Here is a 19,639-nt window from a genome sequence, read left to right as displayed (position 1 = left end):
GCAGGGGCAGGTAGGGCGGCGCGGCGGGGGCCGGGCGGCGCCCCGCCGCCGATCACGCGGTCACGCCGGGGCCGGGGAGTGCGGCCCGGTGTCCTCCCGCACCGCCGCGAGCACCTGGGCGGCGGCCCGGTCGGCGCCGGCCAGCAGCGGGGACGGGGTGCCCGGGGTGGCGCCGATGGCCGAGCCCGGCTGCACGCCCTCGGCCGGGATGCCGAGCACGACCACCCGCTCGTCCGCGACGCCGGCCGCGTCCAGGAGGTGGAAGCCGTCCGGGGTGACGTCCAGGGTGCCGCTGGACACCGGCGGGCCCTGGTCGCTCGGCCAGCGGTGCAGCCGCGCCCGCCCCTCGCGCAGCAGCGCGTCGAGCAGCGGGTCGTCGGTGTCGGTCACGATCCCCTTGGACATGCGGGTCTCCACGAACGCGCGGGCCCGCACCGGCGCGGCCCGTCGCACCGCGGACCGACCGACGAACGCGCCGTCCTCGTGGCTCACCGAGGCGTCCTCGCCGAGCAGTTCGAGGACCCCCGCGTCGATCAGGGCCAGCACCTGGGCGGTGCGGTGTGGCGGCGGACCGGACGCCAGGGCGAGTCCGAGCGGGGTGAACCAGCCGTCGACGTCCCGCGCGACGCTGCCGCCGTCCAGGGCGCCGCGGGTCACCAGTCGCCGCACCGGGCCGCGCAGCGCGGCCATGGCGCGGTTGACGGCGTTGCGCGGGCTGGTGAGGGGGGCGTGCATCGCGTCCAGCTCGTCCTCGACGTGCTCGCGCACCCACCGCCGCCAGGTCTCCTCGCTCACCGGGCCCGGCGAGCGCGGCCGGTCGAGCCGGCCCACGGACAGCGCCCAGCGGTCCGAGGTCACCGCGGCCGCGACCACCTCGTCCACCTCCGCGTCCCGCGTCGCGGCGCGCAGCCGGTCGAGCAGCTCCGCCTCGTCGGCGCCCGGCCGCAGCGCCTCCGGGCGGTGCGCGAGCAGGGTGGAGAGGTGCGCCCAGGCGAACTCCCGGGCGAGCCGCGGCCACACGTCGCGGCGGAAGTCCCGGCCGCGGCCGGCGGCCGTCCGCTCGAACCAGTCGCGGGTGGCGAGCCGCGGCTCGTACCGGGGCGGGAACCCCGTCGGGTAGGTCGCCTTCGACCGGTACGGCAGGCCGCGCCGCGAGCCCGCCACCAGGTGCGGCTCGCGGCCGCTCGGCAGGTAGCGAAGACGCGCCGGCCGCGCCGGGTCGCCGGCGGGCTCGAAGCCGCCGCCGCGCCCCTCGGTGAGCAGCGCGACCACGTCGAAGAAGTTCGCGCCCAACCCCGCCACCAGCACGGTCTCGCCGGCCGGCACCAGGTCCCAGTCGCGTTCCGCGGGCATGCCGGGCTCGACGTAGACGAGTCCTTCGCGCTCGGCGGCCGCCACCAGGGACCGCACCCGCGGCGAGCGCTTGGCCTGCACCATTCCCTGGGCCAGCACGACGACGCGGCCGGTCAGCTCCTGACCGTCGGCCAGCCGGACGGTGCGGGACCCGTCCTGGGCCGGCGCCAGGTAGACGGCGGTGCCGATCAGCCGGGTGACCGCCACCCGGCCCGTGGCCTCGGCCCGCGCCAACTGCTCCCGGTAGTACACGCCCTGGATCCGGCGGGTCGGGTAGGACCACGGGCGCAGCTCGGCGGCCTCCGCGGCCACCCAGGCGGGGCGGTCCGGCGGTGGGTCGCTCTCGCGCGCCCAGGTGATCAGGTCGGGGCCCGTCGTCACCGGGCCCGTCATGGGCGTGGACTCGTCGGTGTAGATGGTGGTGTGGGCGCTGTAGGTGTTGTTGAGGAGCAGCGGGGACTGGTCCGTGCGCCAGGTGGCGCCGGCGCCGACCTCCACCCGGTCCACCACGGCCACCCGCACCGGCGGCGCGTCGGCCGGGTGCCGGGCGGCCAGCCGCTCCACGACGGCGACCGCGCGGGGTCCGCCGCCGACCACGACCGCGTCGAAGGCGGTGGCGGCCGTCACGCCGACTCCGTGGCCGTCGCCGTGGCCGTCACCGCCGCCGACGGCTCCAGCGCCGCCGGCCGCACCTCGACGCCGTTCTCGCCCCGGCTGACCCGCACGTCGAGCCCGTAGACCCGGCTGAGCACGGCGGCGTCGAACGCCTCGGCCGGCGGCCCGTCCGCGACGACGCGCCCGCCGTCCAGCAGGACCGCCTGGTCGCAGAAGTGCGCCGCGTGGTTGAGGTCGTGGATGGCGATCAGCGCGGTGACGCCCTCCTCGCGGGTCACGGAGCGGACGATCTGCAACGTCTCGATCTGGTACCGCAGGTCGAGCGCGGACGTCGGCTCGTCCAGCAGCAGCACCCGTGGCTGCTGGGCCAGGGCGCGGGCGATGAGCACCCGCTGGGCCTGCCCGCCGGAGAGCTGGGACAGCGGCCGGTCGGCAAGATCGGTCAGGCCGAGCCGGTCGATCGCGGCGTCCACGATCTCCCAGTCCCGCCGGGTGGGCCGCAGCCCGATGTGCGGGGTGCGGCCGAGCAGCACGGCCTCCCGCACGGCCTGTTCGAAGGGCGTCGCCCCCGACTGCGGGACGTAGGCGACCACGCGGGCGTGCTCGCGGCGGGAGACGGCCAGCAGGTCCTGGCCGCCGAAGGAGACGGTGCCGCCGGCCGGCGCGAGCACCCGGGCGATGATCTTGGTGAGGGTGGACTTCCCCGAACCGTTCGGGCCCAGCAGGGCGCAGAAGCCGCCCTCCGCCACCCGCAGGTCGACGCCCTCCAGGACCGGGTTGCGCCGGTAGGCGAACCGGACCGACGCGACATCGAGACTCACTGGGCGGCCCTCCTGGTCAGGATCAGGTTGATGAACACGGGGGCGCCGATGAAGGCGACGACGATGCCGACCGGGATCACCGAGGGCGCCAGCACGGTGCGTCCCACCGTGTCCGCGACCACCAGCAGCAGCCCGCCGGTGAGGAAGGAGAACGGCAGCAGGTAGCGGTGGTCGGCGCCGATCGCCAGGCGGGCGATGTGCGGTCCCACCAGGCCGACGAAGCCGATCACGCCGCAGAAGGACACCACGACCGCCGCGAGCACCACCGAGACCACGATCAGCCCCACCCGCACCGCGGTGACGTTGACGCCGAGGCTCTTGGCCGCGTCGTCGCCGGCGAAGGCGATGGCGTTGAGGTCGCGGCTGAACCAGAGCAGCAGCGGCAGCGCCGCCAGCGCGAAGCAGCCCACCACCAGGACGTCGTGCCAGCCGGCGTCGTTCACCGAGCCGAAGGTCCAGCGCACGATGGCCTGGAGGGTGTTCTCGTCGGCCACGAACTGCAGGGCCGCGGTCATCGCCTCGAAGAGCTGGGTGAGCGCGATGCCGAGCAGCAGCAGGGTGGCGGCGGACATCGCCTTGGCGGAGGCCAGGCCGAGGACCAGCGCGGAGACCGCCAGCGCGGTGCCGAGCGCGCTGCCGATGACCAGCCACGAACCCGATCCCGCGGAGCCGCCGGTGACGAGGATCGCCAGCGCGGCGCCGAACGCGGCGGCCGGCGAGACGCCCAGCGTGAACGGGCTGACCAGCGGGTTGCGCAGCAGGCCCTGCATGACCACGCCCGCCATCGAGAGCGCCGCGCCGGCCGCGAAGGCGAGCAGCACCCGGGGCAGCCGCAGGTTGATGATGACCGAGTAGGTCTGGGCGAAGTCCGCGTCCAGCACGCCGCCGAACACGCGGAGGCGGACCGCGCGCCACACGTCGGCCAGCCCGGCGTCGGTGGTGCCGGCCGTGACGCACCAGGCGATGACGAGGACGGACAGCACCGTGCCGGCCCAGAGCACCGCCGGCCGACCCGTCCACGCCCGGCGCCGGCCGTCACGGCCCCGGCCCCGGCCCCCGTCTCCGGCCTCCGACGGCTCGGAGGCCGGCGCGCGGGGGACGGGCGCCGCCGCCGTCTCGCCAGCTGAGATGCTCATCTCGCGTCAGCTCACCTTCTGGATGTACGCGTCCGCGCCGGGGAACTCCGTGCCCTGGAACTCCTCGGCCCACCGCGCCAGGTAGTCGCCGGGCTCGACGTCGGCGAACTCCTCGGGGTGCAGCCAACTCGCCAGGTACAGCGCCCCGATGGCCTTGGACAGACCGCTGGTGGCCCAGCCGTTGGTCACGAAGACCCGGTCGCCGGTGGTCGCCGAGAGGTCCTGCCAGCCGGCCCGCCCGAGCAGCTCGTCGCGCAGCGTGTCGAACCGCTCCTGCCCCGTCGGCTCGGCGGAAGGCCCGAACTCGTGGACCACGACCTCCGGATCGCGCTCCAGGATGGCGGCGGGGTCCACCGTCGTCTCGGACTGCTCGTCCCCGCCGGTGTCCAGGTCGCCGAAGACGTTCTCGCCGCCTGCGGCCACGATGATCTGGTCGAAGCCCGAGCCGGGCAGCCCGGTCAGGTACGGCTGCTCGGTCTCCCAGTACACGCGCACCGGCTCGGTGCCGGCCACCCGCTCGTCGATCAGCCCGAAGATCTCGTCGTAGAAGCCGGAGACCCGCTCGGCACCCTCCGGCTCGCCGAAGACCTCGCCCAGCAGGTCCACGGTCTCGTGGAACACGTCGAAGTCCCAGGCGGTGGCTACGACCACGGGGATGCCGAAGGACTCAAGCTGCTCGCTGGCCTCCTGCCAGGCCCCGTTGCGGGGCAGGATGAAGACGTCGGGGTCGAGTTCGACGACCGACTCGTAGTTGATCTCCTGGAGGTCCTCGCTGACCACCTCGTCGTCGGCGATGCCCAGGTAGGGCAGGCGGGTCTGCGAGACCCGGTCGAAGCCCACGACCCGGTCGCCCGCCCCGATGGCCTGGGCGAACTCGTTGCCGTAGCTGTTCAGGACGACCGCGCGCTCGGCGGGCCCGTCGAGCTCCACGGTGCGGCCGACGTCGTCGACGACGGTGAGCGAGCCCTCCCGGTCGCCGCCGCTCTCCTCCGCCGTGTCCTCGGTGGTGACGGTCCCGCAGGCGCCGGCCAGGAACACGACGGCGGTCGTGGCGGCGAGCGCGGAGATCCGGGGCAGGCGTTCTCTCATGACGTTTTCCTTACGAGTGGTTCGGGGATGCGGGGTGGTCAGGGCCAGTAGGGGTCGCCGAGGCTGAGCATCAGCCGGTTCGCCCAGGCGAAGAAGGAGGTGGCCGCCACCAGGTCGGTCAACTCGACGTCGGTGAGCCCCTCGGCGCGCAGCCGGTCCACGTGGGCCGTGGTGGCGCTGACCGGGGTGGTGGCGAGCGCCGCGGCGAACTCGACGATCGCGGCCCAGCGGGAGTCCTGGCCCTCGGCCAGCGGCGCGGTGCGCGGCGGCACCCAGTCGGCGTCCCTCCCCAGCGAGACCCCGAGCAGCCGGTCCACGTCCGCCGGGCGCTTGGACATCTGGGCGGACTTCCGGGCGTGCACGGAGGCGCAGTACACGCAGTCCGTCACCTTGCTGGTCGCCGCGGCGGCGAGCTCGCGCTCGGCGCGGGGCAGGCCCTCGACGGTGGCGAAGATCGCGGCGTCCAACGCGGTGCGGGCCGCCAGGACCCTGGGCAGCCGGGCCAGCAGCCGGAAGTACTCGCCGTTGGTCTTGCCCCGGAAGGAGTCCTCCTGTTCGGCGGTCAGCTCCTCGGTCGGCACCGGCGCCACCCACGCCGTCCAGGACAGCAACTCCCTGGTGTACTCGACGGGCCGCGCCCGCCCGTTGGACGCCGTCCGCGCGGTGCTCTTGACCCGCCCGCGCCCGGGCGTGGCCCGCCCCGGCCGCGCCGCCACGTCCGGGCCGCGCCCCTCGAGCAGCCGCAGCCCCTGGATCGCCCGCGCCTGGAACGCGGTGAACGCCGCGACCTGCGAGATCGCCACGATCTCGTCCGGCGACCACCCGGCCGCGGCCAGCCGCTCCAGATCCTCGCGGGTGGCCAACGCCGGCGAGACGGAGACCAGGTCGACATGGGCCGCCGCCGCCCGCAACGCCGGGTCCTCGGGAAGCTCGTCCCCCCACAGCGCCGGATCGCCGCCCCGCTCCGCGTGCTCCTGAACCAGCTCCGCCACGCCGTGCCAGCGCGCGGCCAACGCGGCCAGGCCACGCCGCACCGGTACCTCGTCGCCGAACAGCGCCTCCCCGGCCTGCTGGGCCCGCGCCGCCACCAACGGCTTGGTGCCGCGCGCCGCCTCGACCCCCTCCCCGAGACCGGCCAGCCGCCCGATGTCGTCCTGCTCCGTGGTGCCCATGAACTCCGCCTCGCCGTGCCTGCTCACTGAAGGCCGAGGCACGGGCAAACCGCTCGGCCGTCCACATATCAAGACGGAGTTCTCGCTATTCGAGAGCTCACCGGAGCACGCTTGCCGCATCACCGCAGCCGGGTCGTCTCCCCGGGGGCACCCCACCGTGCAGGAGGGTTGCCGGCCAGCTAGCCGGGGCTTCACGCTGGCACTCTTGACCTGCGCGGAAACGTAGCCGACGAAAACGCCCCAGAGAACCCGCTGTCCGCCATATGAGACATGCGTCCACGGGCCGGGTGGCACCTGGTCCGCGCCTCACATCTCCGACACGATGACGCGATGCGTCCCTTCCGCTTCCTCACCGTCGTCGGCGAACAGCACGACGGACCCGGCCTGGCCGCCTTCGCCCGCCGCGCGGAGTCGATCGGCTACAGCGCCCTGGTGATCCCCGACCACCTCGTGGCCCAGTACGCCCCGGTCCCCCTCCTCGCCGCCGCGGCCGCGGCGACCGAGAGGCTCCGCGTCGGCACCTTCGTGTTCAACACCAACCTGCGGCACCCCGCCGTCCTGGCCCAGGAACTCGCGACGCTCGACCGACTCTCCGGCGGACGCCTGGAGATCGGCTTCGGAGCCGGCTGGAACAAGCCCGAGCACGACGCGATCGGCATCCCCTTCGAGCCCGTCGCCACCCGGGTCGCCAGACTCACCGAAGCCATCCGGGTCCTCAAGGGCTGCTTCGCCGACGAGAGGTTCACCTTCGCCGGCGAGCACTACACGATCACCGACTACGACGCCCAGCCCAAGCCGGTCCAACGCCCGCACCCGCCGATCTTCGTCGGCGGTGGCGGAAGGCGACTGCTGACGCTGGCCGCCAGGGAGGCGGGGATCGTCGGCCTGGCGCCCCGGCTCGGGAGAAACGAGCAGGGCCTGCCGACCCTCGACGCACCGAGCATCACCCTCGCCGCCACCGAGGAGAAGATCGGCTGGATCCGCGAGGCGGCCGGCGACCGTTTCGCCGAGCTCGAACTGAACAGCTACCCGACCGGCGGCCCGATGGTCCTCACCCACGACGCCAGGGGCGAGACCCGCAGACGGGCCGACCAACTCCGCGAACGCACCGGCGTCGAACTCACCGCCGAGGAGATCGCGGAGTCCCCGCACGTGTTCATCGGCTCCATCAGAGAACTCACCCGCAAGTTCGTCGACCTGCGCGAACGCCTAGGCATCAGCTCCTTCCTCCTCGACGACATGGAGACCTTCGCCCCGATCGTCGAGGAGCTGGCGGGTCGCTGACGGCCCCGAGCACGTCAGGTCAACGGCTCGATCGGCTCCGGGGACGCGAACCGGCGCAGGACGTTGCCCGTGAGGCGGGAGACGTCGTTGTCGTAGCCGTTGTGCGCGAGGCTGCCGGCCCAGGCGATGGAGCCGGTCGAGAAGACCGCCCCGTTCCCCGCCGTCGTGAAGTACACGACGTCGGCCCGGACCTGGAAGGAGTCCGTCCCGCCGAGACCGTCGAACGGGAAGAGGATCTCCTCGGCGACGAGCGGGTAGTTGTCGGAGTGGCGGCCGGCGCTGGTGGCGAGCAGCCGGGCGTGCGCGGGGGTGCCGAGCGACAGGTCGTACCGGTCGCACTCGTGGCCGGCCGCGCCGCCCCCGACCAGCCCGTGGTCACCGATCACCCGCACGTCCTCGAGACCCCGGGTGATGAAGGCGACCTCCGGGTCGGCGAAGTCGGCGAGGGTGGCATACGGCGACGAGCGGTCCATGCCCTCGGTCGTGAACCCGACCCCGAACAGCTTCTGCGGCGCCCGCCCCCGGTTCCGCCACAGGCCACCGCGCTCCGGGGTGAAGGCCATGTGCAGCTCGCCAGGACGGGCCTGCCAGGCGCGACACCCGCTCTCGCCCTTCCGCACCTCGATCAGGTGCGGCTTGTCGGGGTGCTGGCTGGTGACCCAGTAGAAGCCGTTGGCGCCGAGGTACATCGCCCGCCCGCCGTCACCGAGGTAGCGCTCCCAGGCGTCGAGCATCCGCGCCGTGTAGTACTCCGGGTGCGTGCCGGTCAGCACCACCCGGTACCTGCCGAGCAGGTCCGCGCCCTCCCGGTGCAGGTCCTCGTCGGTCGCCACATCGAAGTCGACCCCGGTGCCGGTCAGCCAGTCGACGATGTGCAGGTCCGCCGGGAACTGCCACAGCGAGCCCGTGGCGTGCCGGAAACCCGGCCGCATCGTGACGATCGGCCGCAGCCTGCTGGACACCGCGACGCCGCTGCCGTCGGAGTGCAGGTCGTAGGTGGACAGGCCGAACTCGGGGTGTTCCTGCAGGTGCAGGTCCGCGGCGGCGATCACCGAGGTGTGCCCCATGATCGACTGCGCCACCGGCACCTCGGGCAGGATGTGGTCGTTGGCGTACGCGAGGTAGCTCATGGTGGGGAACAGCAGCAGCACCCGCGAGGTCGCCGTGGACCGGGGCGGGAGTACCCAGAACGGGATGTGGTCGACGTGCCCGCCGAGCCGCACGCGCAGGGCGTACACGCCGCTCGCCAGGCCGTCGGGCACCACCAGCCGCACGTCGGTCTCCCAGCCGGCGTCCTCCAGCGCGTCGTCGTGGAAGTGCAGGGCGCCGTACTGCTCCGGCGCGTGCCGGTAGTTCTCCTCCTGGCCCGTCCAGTTCCAGCCCGTCATGCCGCGGTAGGGCGCGTTGTGGCAGCGGCCGTGCCAGCCGTTCGGTCCCGCGTCGGCGCAGTGGTCGGAGGCGACGCCCGACGCGCCGATCTCCGCGCCGAAGTCCCATCGGGCCAGCAGCCCGGCGGCCGGCCGCTCGCCCCGCGCGAGGGCGGCCACGGTCGCGTCGTCCGGCGCCCGGTCGAAGACCGCCGGCGAGTCGAGCTTGCCGTTGAAGTGACCGGCCGTCGTGGCCCTGCCACCGTCCCAGCACGCGGCGAGCACCACCGGGGCGTCGGCCCGCCCCGGCGACGCGGCGCCGGTGCCCGAGCCGGTCACCTCGGCCGCCAGACCGGCCGCCGGGCTCCACAGGCTGTTGACGGACGTGAGCGTGGGGACCGCGGCGATCCGGGTGGTCCCGCCGTCCCAACCGGCCGTGACGGAGTACCAGATCCACGGCAGCAGCGGCGCGTCGGCGGCCGTCTCGTGCACCGTGTCGCCGTCGCCCAGACGCAGCGTCAGCAGCCCGCCCCGCAGGCCGAGCCACCAGCCCGTCCCCGTCGCGGCGTCCCACCGCGACAGGAGGGTCCCACCGTCGACCTGAGGCGTGGTCGGCTGCGCGAACACGTGGAGCCCTCCCGACGCGCCGAGCGCCAGGCCGCCCCCGTCCTCCACCAGCACGGCCGATCCGGTCCGGATCTCCTGCCGGCGGGCGGGATAGCGGCCGGTGGCCGGAGTGTCGACCACCTCCTCGGAGAAGCCGGGGCCGGCCGGGTTGGTGTCGCCGTTGCGCAACCGGACGACCTCGGCCTCGAACTCGCCGGGCTCGTCACAGCTGATCCGGAACTCGATCGGCTCACCTGGCGCGACCGACAGCCGATCCGCGTAGCCGGTCACCGCGGGGCGCGGGACGTGGATCACCACGCGGACTCTCCCGCCGCGGCGGAACGCATGTCCGCGACCCGCTTCAGGAAGACGGCGTGCATCGCCTCCGCCTCGGTCCGGTAGGGCCCGTCGTCGAGCACGACGGGAGCCTCGCCACGCACCCCGGCGAGCGCCCCGACGCGGTACTCGTGCCAGGGCCGGACCGCGACGATGACGTACTTCCCCGGCAGCGCCGCCCGGCGCTGGTAGCGCAGCACCCGCTGCAGGGCGTCACTGTGCGGGCCCGCCGGGTTCGCCGCGTGCTCGGCGATCACCTCGTCCGTGCACAACCGGACCGCCCTGGCCCGCGCACCCTTTTCGAACAGCTCGTAGACCTCGAGTTGTCTGTCTCGCATGGCTTCCACTACCTCGCTCCGGGAGCGCCAACGATAAGCAGCGCCCCCACCGGCGACCGGGGTGTTTCACCCCTGCCATGCCTCGCACTCACCTGGACGGCCGCGGCGCGCCGTCCGGTCAGAGCCGACCGCTGTGGCGCAGCCGGAGCCGGCGCCGGGGATGCGAACGCAGCACGGGGTGGAGGTCCCAGCCCTGCTCCGAGGCGACCCGCAGGACGTAACCGGCGCCCGCGCCCCGGAAGTAGTGCACTCCGAGGTCCAGATCGCGCTGGAGACCGTGGGAGGTCTCCACCCGCCGGGTCTTCCCGGCGATGTGACGGTCCACGCGCGCCCGGTAGTACGCCGAGTCGCCCTCCCGCACGAGCGCCACCGGGGTCACACACCAGCGGGGGATGAACGGCACCCGGACCAGCATGGCGTCCAGCACCCGTGTCGCGCCGTCCTCGGTGCGCGGCAGCACGTAGACGACCAGTTGGACCACCGCGGCCACGCCGTAGAAGCAGGCCATGAGGGCGATCCACACCACCCACCACAGCGGCAGGAACACCAGGGTCAGGGGGAACAGCAGCAGCCAGCGCGGCGCGGCCGGCCGGACGGGAAGCGGTCTCCAGGCAGGATCGTCGTAGTCAGGCACGGACGGTGTTCTCCCCCGGGTTCGTCATGGTGCTCGACGGCGTGCCGAGTCTACGCCCGGCCCCGGGCGTGCTCGGGTTGGGCGAGTGTGGCCACGGCGGTGACCACCGCGGCCCTGCGCCCGGTGGGGGAGTCGTGGCCGGTCTCCGTCCGCAGCGCCTTCAGCGACCAGGAGGCGGTGTCCCAGCTGATCACCAGTGCGATCACCATGGCCATGAGTTCCAGGGGTGGGATGTCGGCGCGGACGCGGCCTGCTTTCTGAGCGGCTTCGACCGCGGTGACGTTCCGGCGGTACTCCTCGACCTCGGCGTCGATGGGCTGTTGCCGTTCGAGCCCCGCCCACAGGTACAGCCGCCGTACGTGCGGCCGTTGCTGTAGCCGGTCGTACAACTGGCCGGCGTAGTCGGGCAGGTTGCCGGCGTCGATCGCGACGGCTGCCGCCAGCTCGGTCATGCTCTCGGCGACGACCTTGTCGAACAGCTCCTCCTTGGTCCCGAAGTGCATGTAGATCGACCGCTTGTTGGCCTGGGCGGCGTGGGCGATGCGGTCGATCCGGGCGCCGGCCAGCCCGTGTGCGGCGAACTCGTCGACTGCCGCCTGCATGAGGCGTCGCTTGGTCTCGGTGGCGTCGGGTGGCATGCGCTCATCGTACATAACCATCCAGATATTTACACGGCACCGGTCTCGGGGTATGAATATATCCAGTTAGTTACATGGGAGGAGCAAGACATGACGCAGACCTGGTTCATCACCGGCACGTCCTCCGGCTTCGGCCGCCACCTCACCGAACAGCTGCTCGCACGGGGAGACCGGGTTGCCGCCACCGCGCGACGCCCGGAAAGCCTCGACGACCTGGCGGCCCGCTACGGCGAGCGGCTGTGGCGGTCCCGTCTGGACGTCACCGACACGAGCACGATGCGCCAGGTCGTGGACCGCGCGTTCGCCGAACTCGGCCGGATCGACGTCGTCGTGTCCAACGCCGGCTACGGGCTCTTCGGGGCCGCCGAGGAACTCACCGACGAGCAGATCGACCGCCAGATCGCGACCAACCTCACGGCCTCCATCCAACTCGCCCGCGCCGCCACCCCGCACCTGCGCCGCCAGGGCGGCGGGCGGTACATCCAGATCGCCAGCATCGGTGGCCAGGTCGCCTTCCCCGCGATGAGCCTCTACCACGCCACCAAGTGGGGCATCGAGGGGTTCTGGGAGTCGGCCGCCGCCGAACTCGCGCCGTTCGGCATCGGCGTGACGGTCGTCGAGCCCGGCGTCTCGCGCACCAACTTCGGCGCCGGCGGTGCGGTCCTGGGCGCGCCCCTGCCCGAATACGCCGACGGCCCCTCAGGCCAGTTGCGACGCGTGCTCTCCGGCGAACTGCCCCCGCTGCCCGCACCCGGTGACCCCGCGAAGATCGCGGCGGCCATCATCGCCTCCGCCGACCAGGCCGAGGCGCCGTTCCGCCTCACGCTGGGCTCCGACGCGTACGCGCTGGCGACCGCGGCCCTGCGCGACCGCCTCGAAGCCCTCGAAGCGGGACGAAGCCTCGCCCACTCCACCGACCACTGAAGGGAAGCCCGCCATGTTCGACTTCACCGGCAAGACCGTTCTCATCACCGGAGCCTCCGGCGCACTCGGCACCACCCTGGCCGCCCGGTTCTCCGAAGCCGGGGCCAACACCGTCACCGCCGCCCGAACCGGCTACGACCAGCTCGCCGCCCGTCTCCCCGGCCCCTCGCTCGGTGTGCCGCTCGACGTCACCAGCGAGTCGGACTGGACCGACGCGATCCACCGGACCGAGGCCCACTTCGGGCCACTGGACATCCTCATCAACAACGCCGCCTACCTGCGCGTCGGCACCGTGGAGAGCATCCCGCTCGACGAGTTCCAGCGCGTGCTCGACACCAACCTCACCGGCGCCCTCCTCGGCATCCGCGCCGCGGCCCCCTCGATGCGCGCAGCCGGCGGCGGCGCGATCGTCAACATCAACTCCGTCGCCGGCCTCGCGGCCGCCCCCGACCTCGTCGCCTACAGCAGCAGCAAGTGGGCACTGCGCGGCCTCATGCGCGCGGCCGCCAAGGGACTGGCCCGCGACAACATCCGCGTCAACTCCGTCCACCCCGGCATCATCGAGACCCACCTCGCCTACGGCCCCGACGGCAACGCACTCGTACCGGTGGACGACTTCGCCATCCCCCGCAACGCCACCCCCGACGAGATCACCGACTTCATCCTCTTCGCCGCCTCGGACCAAGCCCGCTTCGCGACCGGCTCCGAACTCATCGCCGACGGCGGCTTCACCCTCGGCCCCCTCACCTGACCGTCCCCCGGGCTCGCAACGCACCGGCCCGCCGGGCGTCGGCGGAGAAGCGGGAGGCGATGGACCGGCTTGTCGCCGAGGTGCGCGCCCACCGCCTCGCGGAGATCCGGCAAAAACAGGCGCTGATCCAGCGCGCCGTCGCCGCGGCCATGGAGGGCTCCGCTCCGCGGGTGTCGGCGATCGAGCATGGTGACATCGACCGTGCCGAGTTGGCGACGCTCCGGTCTTACGTAGAAGCTCTCGGCGGACGGTTGCGCGTGGTCGCGGACTTCGGTGACGCGGAGTTCACGGTTGCCTGACCGCTCTGGCAGGCGGCTCGTACATCGGTCTGGACAACACAACGGCCCAGGCTGGGGATCATGTCCCTGACCTGGGCCTTAACCACTGGAGCGGGCGACGAGAATCGAACTCGCGCTCTGAGCTTGGGAAGCTCATGTTCTACCATTAAACTACGCCCGCCGGGAGCAGCCGTGGTGGCTGTTCGCCGGGGTCAGCTTACCGCATGTGGGGGCCGGCGGGGTACGCCGGAGTGGCTGCGGGGGTGGTGTCGGTGTCTTCCCCTAGGGTGGCGGTCGTCATCCGGAGCAGGGAGAGGGAAGCGTTGCAGGCAGCCTTCGAAAGCGTCACCGTGGTCCGCTGTGCCGAGGGGCACGTGTTCAGTACGTCGCGGTTTCCCTTGCAGCAGTTGGGGAGTGAGCGGATCGGGCCCGGGCGGTTGTTGCGGTGTCCGCGGTGTGCGCGGTTGCGGAACGTGGTGCCGGTGAAGGGCGTCACGTCCGGGTTCGGTGGAAGTTCAGGTAGGAGCGGGACGGCGTAGGGCCGCGCTGGCCCTGGTAGCGGGAGCCGACCTCGGTCGAGCCGTAGGGGTGCTCGGCCGGGGAGCTCAGCCGGAACAGGCAGAGTTGGCCGATCTTCATGCCGGGCCACAGCTTGATGGGGAGGGTGGCCATGTTGGAGAGCTCCAGCGTGACGTGGCCGGAGAAGCCGGGGTCGATGAAGCCGGCCGTGGAGTGGGTGAGGAGGCCGAGGCGGCCCAGCGAGCTCTTGCCCTCGAGGCGGGAGGCGATGTCCTCGGGGAGGGAGATCACCTCGTAGGTCGAGGCGAGGACGAACTCCCCGGGATGGAGGATGAAGGGCTCGTCGCCTGGCGGCTCGATCATGCGGGTCAGATCGGGCTGTTCGGTGGCCGGGTCGATGTGCGGGTAGCGGTGGTTCTCGAAGACCCGGAAGTAGCGGTCCAGCCGTACGTCGATGCTCGACGGCTGGACCATCACCGGGTCGTATGGCTCGATCCGCACCCGTCCGGTGTCGATTTCCGTCCGGATGTCCTTGTCTGACAGCAGCACGCCCCGAGGCTACAGGGTGGCTAGAGGGTGCCCAACTTGACCAGCATCAGGACGGCGAGCAGTTGGATCGCCGAGGCGGCCAGGGCACGGGGCCAGGGGATCTCGTGGGACCGGCTGACCATCATGGTGAACAGCAGGCCGGCGAAGAGCCAGGTGGCCCAACCGACGAGCTGGACAACGGGGTTGGCGCCGCCGAGGAAGAGCGCCAGGGTGAGGCGTGGCACGTCGGTCAGCGTCATGATCAGCATGGCGAGGCCGGCCGTGGGTGCCCAGATGCCGTTGCCGCCGAACTGGCGCGCCAGGTTGTGCGTGACGGTGCCGAGCAACAGGGCGCCGAGCACCATGACCACGCCGGTGACCAGGAGGTAGGGCACCAGCGTGGAGGCCGTCGAGTCGAGGGCCGACTCGCGGGCGCTGTCCAGGCCGAAGACGGCGAGCAGGCCGTAGAGGAAGGTGACGATCAGCGCCGGCAGCCACATCGGGTAGTCCCGCATGCGCCAGAAGGTGGGGCTGGGCCGGAAGATCACGCCGACGAGCAGTTGCTTCCAGGGGAGCGGCGGCCCGGGTGGGGGCGCGTCGCCGGCCGGGGCGTGGTCGTCCTGGCCGGCGTGGGGCTGCGTCGAGTAGGGATCGGGGGCGCCGTAGCCCGGCGGGTAGCCGCCGGGGGCGGGCTGTGGGTAGGTGGGCTGCTGCCCGTACGCGTGGTGTCCGTACGGGTGCTGCTGATCGTCGCGCTCGTTTCTGAAACCGGCCACGAGTACGAACGTACCGCTTCCCGGTACCCGGAATGCGCCGGAGGGGCCGAGATGGGCCTCGCCCAGTGCCGCGAGCGCGGATGGACGTTCCCCAGACCCGTTCGACTCCTCCGGCAACCCGCCCTCCGCCCGGTCGCCGCGATCATGGCATGCCCGATCGGGCGGAGCAAGGGCGCTATTTGGCCGGTTCCGGAGCCGGTTCCGGCGCCGTCGCCCGGGCCTCGCTGTCGCCGTCGTCGGGCTTGCGAACGGACTCGAGCAGCAGCTGGGCCACGTCGACGACGCGGAGGTCGTCCTTGATCGCGCCCGCGGTGTCGGCGGCCTGCTTGCCGTTGACCGAATCGGTCAGCATCACGAGGCAGAACGGGCATGCGGTGGAGATGATGTCGGGGTTGAGGGAGAGCGCCTCGTCGACGCGTTCGTCGTTGATGCGCTTGCCGATGCGCTCCTCCATCCACATGCGGGCGCCGCCGGCGCCGCAGCAGAAGCCGCGCTCCTTGTGGCGGTGCATCTCCTCGTTGCGCAGGCCCGGAACGCGCCCGATGATCTCGCGGGGCGGGGTGTAGATCTTGTTGTGGCGGCCCAGGTAGCAGGGGTCGTGGTAGGTGATCAGGCCCTCGACGGGGGTGACGGGGATCAGCTTGCCGGCGTCGACCAGATGCTGGAGCAGCTGGGTGTGGTGGATGACCTCGAAGCTGCCGCCGAGCTGGGGGTACTCGTTGGCGATGGTGTTGAAGCAGTGCGGGCAGGTGGTGACGATCTTCTTGGCGGCCGCGGCGTTGAGGGTCTCCACGTTCTGCTGGCCGAGCTGCTGGAAGAGGAACTCGTTGCCCAGGCGGCGGGCGGAGTCGCCGGTGCAGGACTCGTCGCCGCCCATGATGGCGAACGAGACGCCGGCGATGTGGAGGAGTTCGGCGAAGGCCTTGGTGGTCTTCTTGGCGCGGTCCTCGAGGGCGCCGGCGCAGCCCACCCAGTAGAGGTAGTCGACGTCGGTGAGGTCCTCGACGTCCTGGCCGACGACGGGGACGGGGAAGTCGACCTCGCGCGTCCACTCCAGGCGCTTCTTCTTGGCCAGGCCCCAGGGGTTGCCCTTGCGTTCGAGGTTCTTGAGCATGGTGCCGGCCTCGCTGGGGAACGAGGACTCGATCATGACCTGGTAGCGGCGCATGTCGACGATGTGGTCGACGTGCTCGATGTCGACGGGGCACTGCTCGACGCAGGCGCCGCAGGTGGTGCAGGACCACAGGACGTCGGGGTCGATCACGCCGCTTTCGGCGGCGGGGGCGACCAGCGGTCGTTCGGTGGTCTCGTTACTCTCACCGGCGAGAAGGTAGGGCGCGGTGGCGTGCGCTTGGTCCCGCAGGGACATGACCAGGAGCTTGGGGGAGAGGGGCTTGCCGGTGTTCCAGGCGGGGCACTGGGACTGGCATCGGCCGCACTCGGTGCAGGTGGAGAAGTCGAGCAGGCCCTTCCAGGAGAAGTGCTCGATCCTGGAGACGCCGAACTGCGTGTCCTCGCCGCCCTCCTCGTCGAAGACGGTCTCGAAGTCGATCGGCTTGCCGCCCGAGGTCATGGGCTGGAGCGGGCCCAGCGCGGTGGAGCCGTCGGCCTCGCGCTTGAACCAGATGTTGGGGAAGGCCAGGAAGCGGTGCCAGGCCACGCCCATGCTGGTGTTGAGGGCGACGGTGATCGCCCAGGTCATGGTGGTGCCGAGCTTGACCAGGGCGACGAGGTAGACCAGGTACTGCAGGGTGCCGGTGGACAGGCCGTCGAAGGCGGCGACCAGGGGGTAGGTGACGAAGTACGCCGGCCCGTAGCCGTCGACGTGGTGGAGGGCGCCCTCCAGGCCGCGGAGCAGCAGGATGCAGACGCCGATGGTGAGGATGACGTACTCGACGAAGTAGGCCTGCCACGCGGTGGAGCCCGCGAAGCGGGACTTGCGGCCGGCCCTGGAAGGCAGGCTGAGCCGGCGGATGACGATCAGTGCGGCGATGCCGAGGGTCGTCGCCAGCGCGATGAACTCGATGTACATCTCGTAGGGGACGAAGCCGCCGAGCACGGGCAGGGTCCAGTCGGCCTGGAAGAGCTGGCCGAAGGCCTGGACGATGGTCAGGCCGAGGGTGAGGAAGCCGATGGCCACGAACCAGTGCGCGACGCCGACCGGGGCCCAGCGGTTCATCCGGGTGTGGCCCAGGAACTCGCGGGCCAGCGTCAGGGTGCGCTGGCGTGGGTTGTCGGTGCGCTGTCCCTGCGGCACGGGCTGGCCGAGGCGGAGACGGCGGACGATCTCCACGACGGCCCGGCCGAACAGCGCGACGGCGACCGCGGTGAGCACCAGCGAGACGACGATCGCGACGAGTTGCATGACGGCGGCTCCTCGGGCGGGCGGACGGAGGCGGAGTGCGCGGCCCGGCTGGCTGCCTGGCCGGCAGGGGCTAGCAAGATAGCCCAGCGAAATCCTACTGGAGGGTAACTTCACCTGACCAGCCGATCGGCCGCGGTATCGGGCCTCGCGACCGCCGGCCGGCGAGCCGTCAGTTGACTTCAAGTTATCTTGAAGTAAGAGCCTGTATCCCGCACGGGGACGAGACGTTCCCGGAGATCGACGTACTCGAGACAGGGGACAGGCACATGGGGCAGGAGCGGCATGAGCTGGCCGTCGCGGTGATCGGCGGAAGCGCCAGGGCCGGCAGGTTGGGCCCGGCCGTCGTGGCGTGGGCCGCGGACCAGGCGGGGCGGCGGGACGACATGGTGGCGGACGTCGTCGACGTGGCCGTCGCGGAACTGCCGTGGGACATGGGCGGATACGGCGCGGACCCGACGCCCGGGGCCCTGGCGCCCCGACTGGAGGCCGCCGACGCCTTCGTGGTCGTCACGCCCGAGTACAACCACAGCTACCCGGCGGCGCTCAAGAACCTGATCGACTGGCACCGCCGGGAGTGGCAGGCCAAGCCGGTCGCGTTCGTCTCGTACGGCGCCTTCTCCGGCGGACTGCGGGCCGTCGAGCACCTGCGGGGGGTCTTCGCCGAGCTGCACGCGGTCACCGTCCGGGACACCGTCAGCTTCCAGAACGCCTGGGAGCGGTTCGACGCCGCCGGCCGGCCCGTGGAGACCGAGGGCTGCGAGCGGGCGGCCAAGACCATGCTCGACCAGCTCGCCTGGTGGGGACACGCGCTGCGCGACGCCCGGGCGGCACGCCCCTACGCCTCATGAGCACCCGCGCCGTCGCCGGCGTCATCGTGCTCGGCGCGCTGACGACCGTGCTGGACACCACCATCGTCAACGTCGCCCTCAACCCGCTGGTCCGCGAGTTCGACGTGCCGCTGACCACGATCCAGTGGGTGGCCTCCGGATACACCCTGGCGCTGGCCGCGGTCATCCCCGCCACCGCCTGGGCCATGGCGCGGTTCGGCAGCAGACGTCTCTACATGCTGGCCATGACCGTGTTCACCCTGGGCTCGGCACTCGCCGGGCTGGCCTGGAACGCGGAGTCGCTCATCGGCTTCCGGGTGCTGCAGGGGGTGGGCGGCGGCATGGTGATGCCGGTGGGCATGGCCGTGATGATGCAGGCCGCCGCCAGGGAGGGGAAGCAGGGCGCGATGATGTCGCTGCTCGGGCTCCCCATCCTGGTGGGGCCGGTCGCCGGGCCGGTGCTGGGCGGCTGGCTGGTGGACGAGGTCTCCTGGCGCTGGATGTTCCTCATCAACCTCCCGGTCGGACTGCTCACCGTCGTGCTGGCCCATCGGGTGTTCCCCCGGGACGCGCCGCAGCCGGGGCGCCGGCTCGACGTGCCGGGGCTGCTGATGCTCTCGCCCGGGCTCGCCGCGGTCATCTACGGGCTGACCCGGGCCAGCGAGGGCTCGGACGGGCTCGGCAGCCCCGCCGCGTTCCTTCCCGTGCTGGTGGGAGCCGCGCTGGTGGTCGGCTTCGTGGCGCGCTCGCTGACGGTCGCCGAGCCGCTGATCGACCTGCGGCTGCTGCGGCGCCGCCCCCTGGCTGTCGGCGCGACGACGATGCTGCTGTTCGTCACCGGCTACTTCGGGTCGATGCTGCTGGCGCCCATGTACTACCAGGAGGTGCGGGGGACCTCGGTGCTGGCCTCCGGGCTGATGTACGCCCCCGCCGGGCTCGCCGCCGGGACGATGATGCAGGTGGCGGGTCGGCTGGTGGACCGGGTGCCACCGCGGCTCGTCGTCCTCCCGGGCATCCTGCTGGCGGCGACCGGACTCGCGGCCTTCGCCGGCCAGGCGGAGCCCGACGCCTCCTACCTCCGGTTGGGGATCGCGCTGGCGGTGATGGGGACCGGGGTGGGGATGGTGATGATGCCGAACATCGCCGCGGCCACCAGGGCCATCGGACCGGCGGACGCGCCGGCGGCCTCCACCCTGCTCAACATCACCTCCCAGGTGGCCGGGTCCATCGGCCCGGCCATGATCTCCATGGTGCTGGCCGGCCGGCTCGCCGGGACCGCCGG

General features: G+C 72.4%; 19 protein-coding genes, 1 tRNA gene and 1 riboswitch. Of the genes, 7 read left to right on the top strand and 13 right to left on the bottom strand.

Translation table 11 applies throughout. From position 1 onward, the window contains the following. Positions 1-60: 60 nt before the first annotated feature. Genes ACFWI8_RS06105 through ACFWI8_RS06085 form a run of 5 tightly spaced genes read right to left on the bottom strand, consistent with a single transcriptional unit; the run spans position 61 to position 6,186 of the window. On the bottom strand, positions 61-1,980 hold the full coding sequence (locus tag ACFWI8_RS06105; RefSeq protein WP_387086409.1) for an FAD/NAD(P)-binding protein: 1,920 nt from the start codon (positions 1,978-1,980) through the stop codon (positions 61-63). Then, the gene (locus ACFWI8_RS06100) at positions 1,977-2,789 is read right to left on the bottom strand and encodes an ABC transporter ATP-binding protein (RefSeq protein WP_387086406.1); all 813 of its coding nucleotides are present in this window, start codon (positions 2,787-2,789) and stop codon (positions 1,977-1,979) included. Before ACFWI8_RS06100 ends, ACFWI8_RS06105 begins: the two co-directional genes overlap by 4 nt. Next, positions 2,786-3,925, bottom strand: coding sequence for a FecCD family ABC transporter permease (locus ACFWI8_RS06095; protein ID WP_387086403.1), 1,140 nt, complete (start codon positions 3,923-3,925; stop codon positions 2,786-2,788). Before ACFWI8_RS06095 ends, ACFWI8_RS06100 begins: the two co-directional genes overlap by 4 nt. A 6-nt stretch (positions 3,926-3,931) precedes the next feature. Further along, complete coding sequence (locus ACFWI8_RS06090) at positions 3,932-5,014, bottom strand: ABC transporter substrate-binding protein (RefSeq protein ID WP_387086400.1); 1,083 nt, start codon at positions 5,012-5,014, stop codon at positions 3,932-3,934. Between the two features lie 38 nt (positions 5,015-5,052). Beyond that, the gene (locus ACFWI8_RS06085; protein WP_387086397.1) at positions 5,053-6,186 is read right to left on the bottom strand and encodes a peroxidase-related enzyme; all 1,134 of its coding nucleotides are present in this window, start codon (positions 6,184-6,186) and stop codon (positions 5,053-5,055) included. 102 nt (positions 6,187-6,288) lie between these two features. After that, positions 6,289-6,397, bottom strand: a riboswitch (SAM riboswitch). 119 nt (positions 6,398-6,516) lie between these two features. Between ACFWI8_RS06085 and ACFWI8_RS06080 the strand changes: the two genes are divergently transcribed. Then, complete coding sequence (locus ACFWI8_RS06080; RefSeq protein WP_387086394.1) at positions 6,517-7,470, top strand: TIGR03621 family F420-dependent LLM class oxidoreductase; 954 nt, start codon at positions 6,517-6,519, stop codon at positions 7,468-7,470. Positions 7,471-7,484: 14 nt separating this feature from the next. On the opposite strand, the gene ACFWI8_RS06075 is transcribed toward ACFWI8_RS06080, so the two are convergent. From ACFWI8_RS06075 to ACFWI8_RS06060, 4 genes are all read right to left on the bottom strand, one after another. Next, positions 7,485-9,761 carry a N,N-dimethylformamidase beta subunit family domain-containing protein gene (locus ACFWI8_RS06075; RefSeq protein ID WP_387086391.1) on the bottom strand — a complete coding sequence of 759 codons (2,277 nt, stop codon included), beginning with the start codon at positions 9,759-9,761 and terminating at the stop codon, positions 7,485-7,487. After that, the gene (locus tag ACFWI8_RS06070) at positions 9,755-10,117 is read right to left on the bottom strand and encodes a hypothetical protein (RefSeq protein ID WP_387086388.1); all 363 of its coding nucleotides are present in this window, start codon (positions 10,115-10,117) and stop codon (positions 9,755-9,757) included. The genes ACFWI8_RS06075 and ACFWI8_RS06070 overlap by 7 nt, the downstream gene beginning before the upstream one ends. 118 nt (positions 10,118-10,235) lie before the next feature. Continuing rightward, positions 10,236-10,751, bottom strand: coding sequence for a hypothetical protein (locus tag ACFWI8_RS06065; protein WP_387086386.1), 516 nt, complete (start codon positions 10,749-10,751; stop codon positions 10,236-10,238). Between the two features lie 50 nt (positions 10,752-10,801). After that, the gene (locus ACFWI8_RS06060) at positions 10,802-11,389 is read right to left on the bottom strand and encodes a TetR family transcriptional regulator (RefSeq protein WP_387086383.1); all 588 of its coding nucleotides are present in this window, start codon (positions 11,387-11,389) and stop codon (positions 10,802-10,804) included. A 90-nt stretch (positions 11,390-11,479) separates the two neighbouring features. On the opposite strand from ACFWI8_RS06060, the gene ACFWI8_RS06055 reads away from it, so the two are divergent. The 3 genes from ACFWI8_RS06055 to ACFWI8_RS06045 are packed head-to-tail and all read left to right on the top strand — an operon-like array spanning position 11,480 to position 13,363. Continuing rightward, positions 11,480-12,313, top strand: a complete 834-nt coding sequence (locus ACFWI8_RS06055) for an SDR family oxidoreductase (protein WP_387086380.1) — start codon at positions 11,480-11,482, stop codon at positions 12,311-12,313. 13 nt (positions 12,314-12,326) lie between these two features. Beyond that, positions 12,327-13,064 carry an SDR family NAD(P)-dependent oxidoreductase gene (locus ACFWI8_RS06050; protein WP_387086377.1) on the top strand — a complete coding sequence of 246 codons (738 nt, stop codon included), beginning with the start codon at positions 12,327-12,329 and terminating at the stop codon, positions 13,062-13,064. A gap of 59 nt (positions 13,065-13,123) precedes the next feature. Continuing rightward, the gene (locus ACFWI8_RS06045) at positions 13,124-13,363 is read left to right on the top strand and encodes an XRE family transcriptional regulator (protein WP_387086374.1); all 240 of its coding nucleotides are present in this window, start codon (positions 13,124-13,126) and stop codon (positions 13,361-13,363) included. An 86-nt stretch (positions 13,364-13,449) separates the two neighbouring features. On the opposite strand, the gene ACFWI8_RS06040 is transcribed toward ACFWI8_RS06045, so the two are convergent. Continuing rightward, positions 13,450-13,523 (bottom strand) — tRNA-Gly (locus ACFWI8_RS06040). 142 nt (positions 13,524-13,665) lie between these two features. On the opposite strand from ACFWI8_RS06040, the gene ACFWI8_RS06035 reads away from it, so the two are divergent. Then, complete coding sequence (locus tag ACFWI8_RS06035; RefSeq protein ID WP_387086705.1) at positions 13,666-13,881, top strand: hypothetical protein; 216 nt, start codon at positions 13,666-13,668, stop codon at positions 13,879-13,881. On the opposite strand, the gene dcd is transcribed toward ACFWI8_RS06035, so the two are convergent. The 3 genes from dcd to ACFWI8_RS06020 all read right to left on the bottom strand — a co-directional run bounded on the left by dcd (position 13,835) and on the right by ACFWI8_RS06020 (position 17,530). Then, positions 13,835-14,410, bottom strand: a complete 576-nt coding sequence (gene dcd / locus ACFWI8_RS06030) for a dCTP deaminase (protein ID WP_387086371.1) — start codon at positions 14,408-14,410, stop codon at positions 13,835-13,837. The two genes, ACFWI8_RS06035 and dcd, sit on opposite strands and share 47 nt — an antisense overlap. A gap of 20 nt (positions 14,411-14,430) precedes the next feature. Beyond that, the gene (locus tag ACFWI8_RS06025) at positions 14,431-15,165 is read right to left on the bottom strand and encodes a Yip1 family protein (protein ID WP_387086368.1); all 735 of its coding nucleotides are present in this window, start codon (positions 15,163-15,165) and stop codon (positions 14,431-14,433) included. 175 nt (positions 15,166-15,340) lie between these two features. Then, the gene (locus tag ACFWI8_RS06020; protein ID WP_387086365.1) at positions 15,341-17,530 is read right to left on the bottom strand and encodes a (Fe-S)-binding protein; all 2,190 of its coding nucleotides are present in this window, start codon (positions 17,528-17,530) and stop codon (positions 15,341-15,343) included. 266 nt (positions 17,531-17,796) lie between these two features. Between ACFWI8_RS06020 and ACFWI8_RS06015 the strand changes: the two genes are divergently transcribed. Next, positions 17,797-18,378 carry an NADPH-dependent FMN reductase gene (locus tag ACFWI8_RS06015; protein WP_387086362.1) on the top strand — a complete coding sequence of 194 codons (582 nt, stop codon included), beginning with the start codon at positions 17,797-17,799 and terminating at the stop codon, positions 18,376-18,378. Then, the coding region (locus ACFWI8_RS06010; RefSeq protein WP_387086360.1) for a DHA2 family efflux MFS transporter permease subunit at positions 18,375-19,639 on the top strand (1,265 nt) is incomplete at its 3' end. The genes ACFWI8_RS06015 and ACFWI8_RS06010, both read left to right, overlap by 4 nt.

Origin of the sequence: Streptomyces sp. NPDC127098 (assembly GCF_042722465.1) — a bacterium.
GTDB lineage: Bacteria > Actinomycetota > Actinomycetes > Streptomycetales > Streptomycetaceae > Streptomyces > Streptomyces millisiae.
The sequence above is the reverse complement of the archived record's forward strand: the minus strand, read 5'-3'. Positions and strand labels throughout refer to the sequence as shown.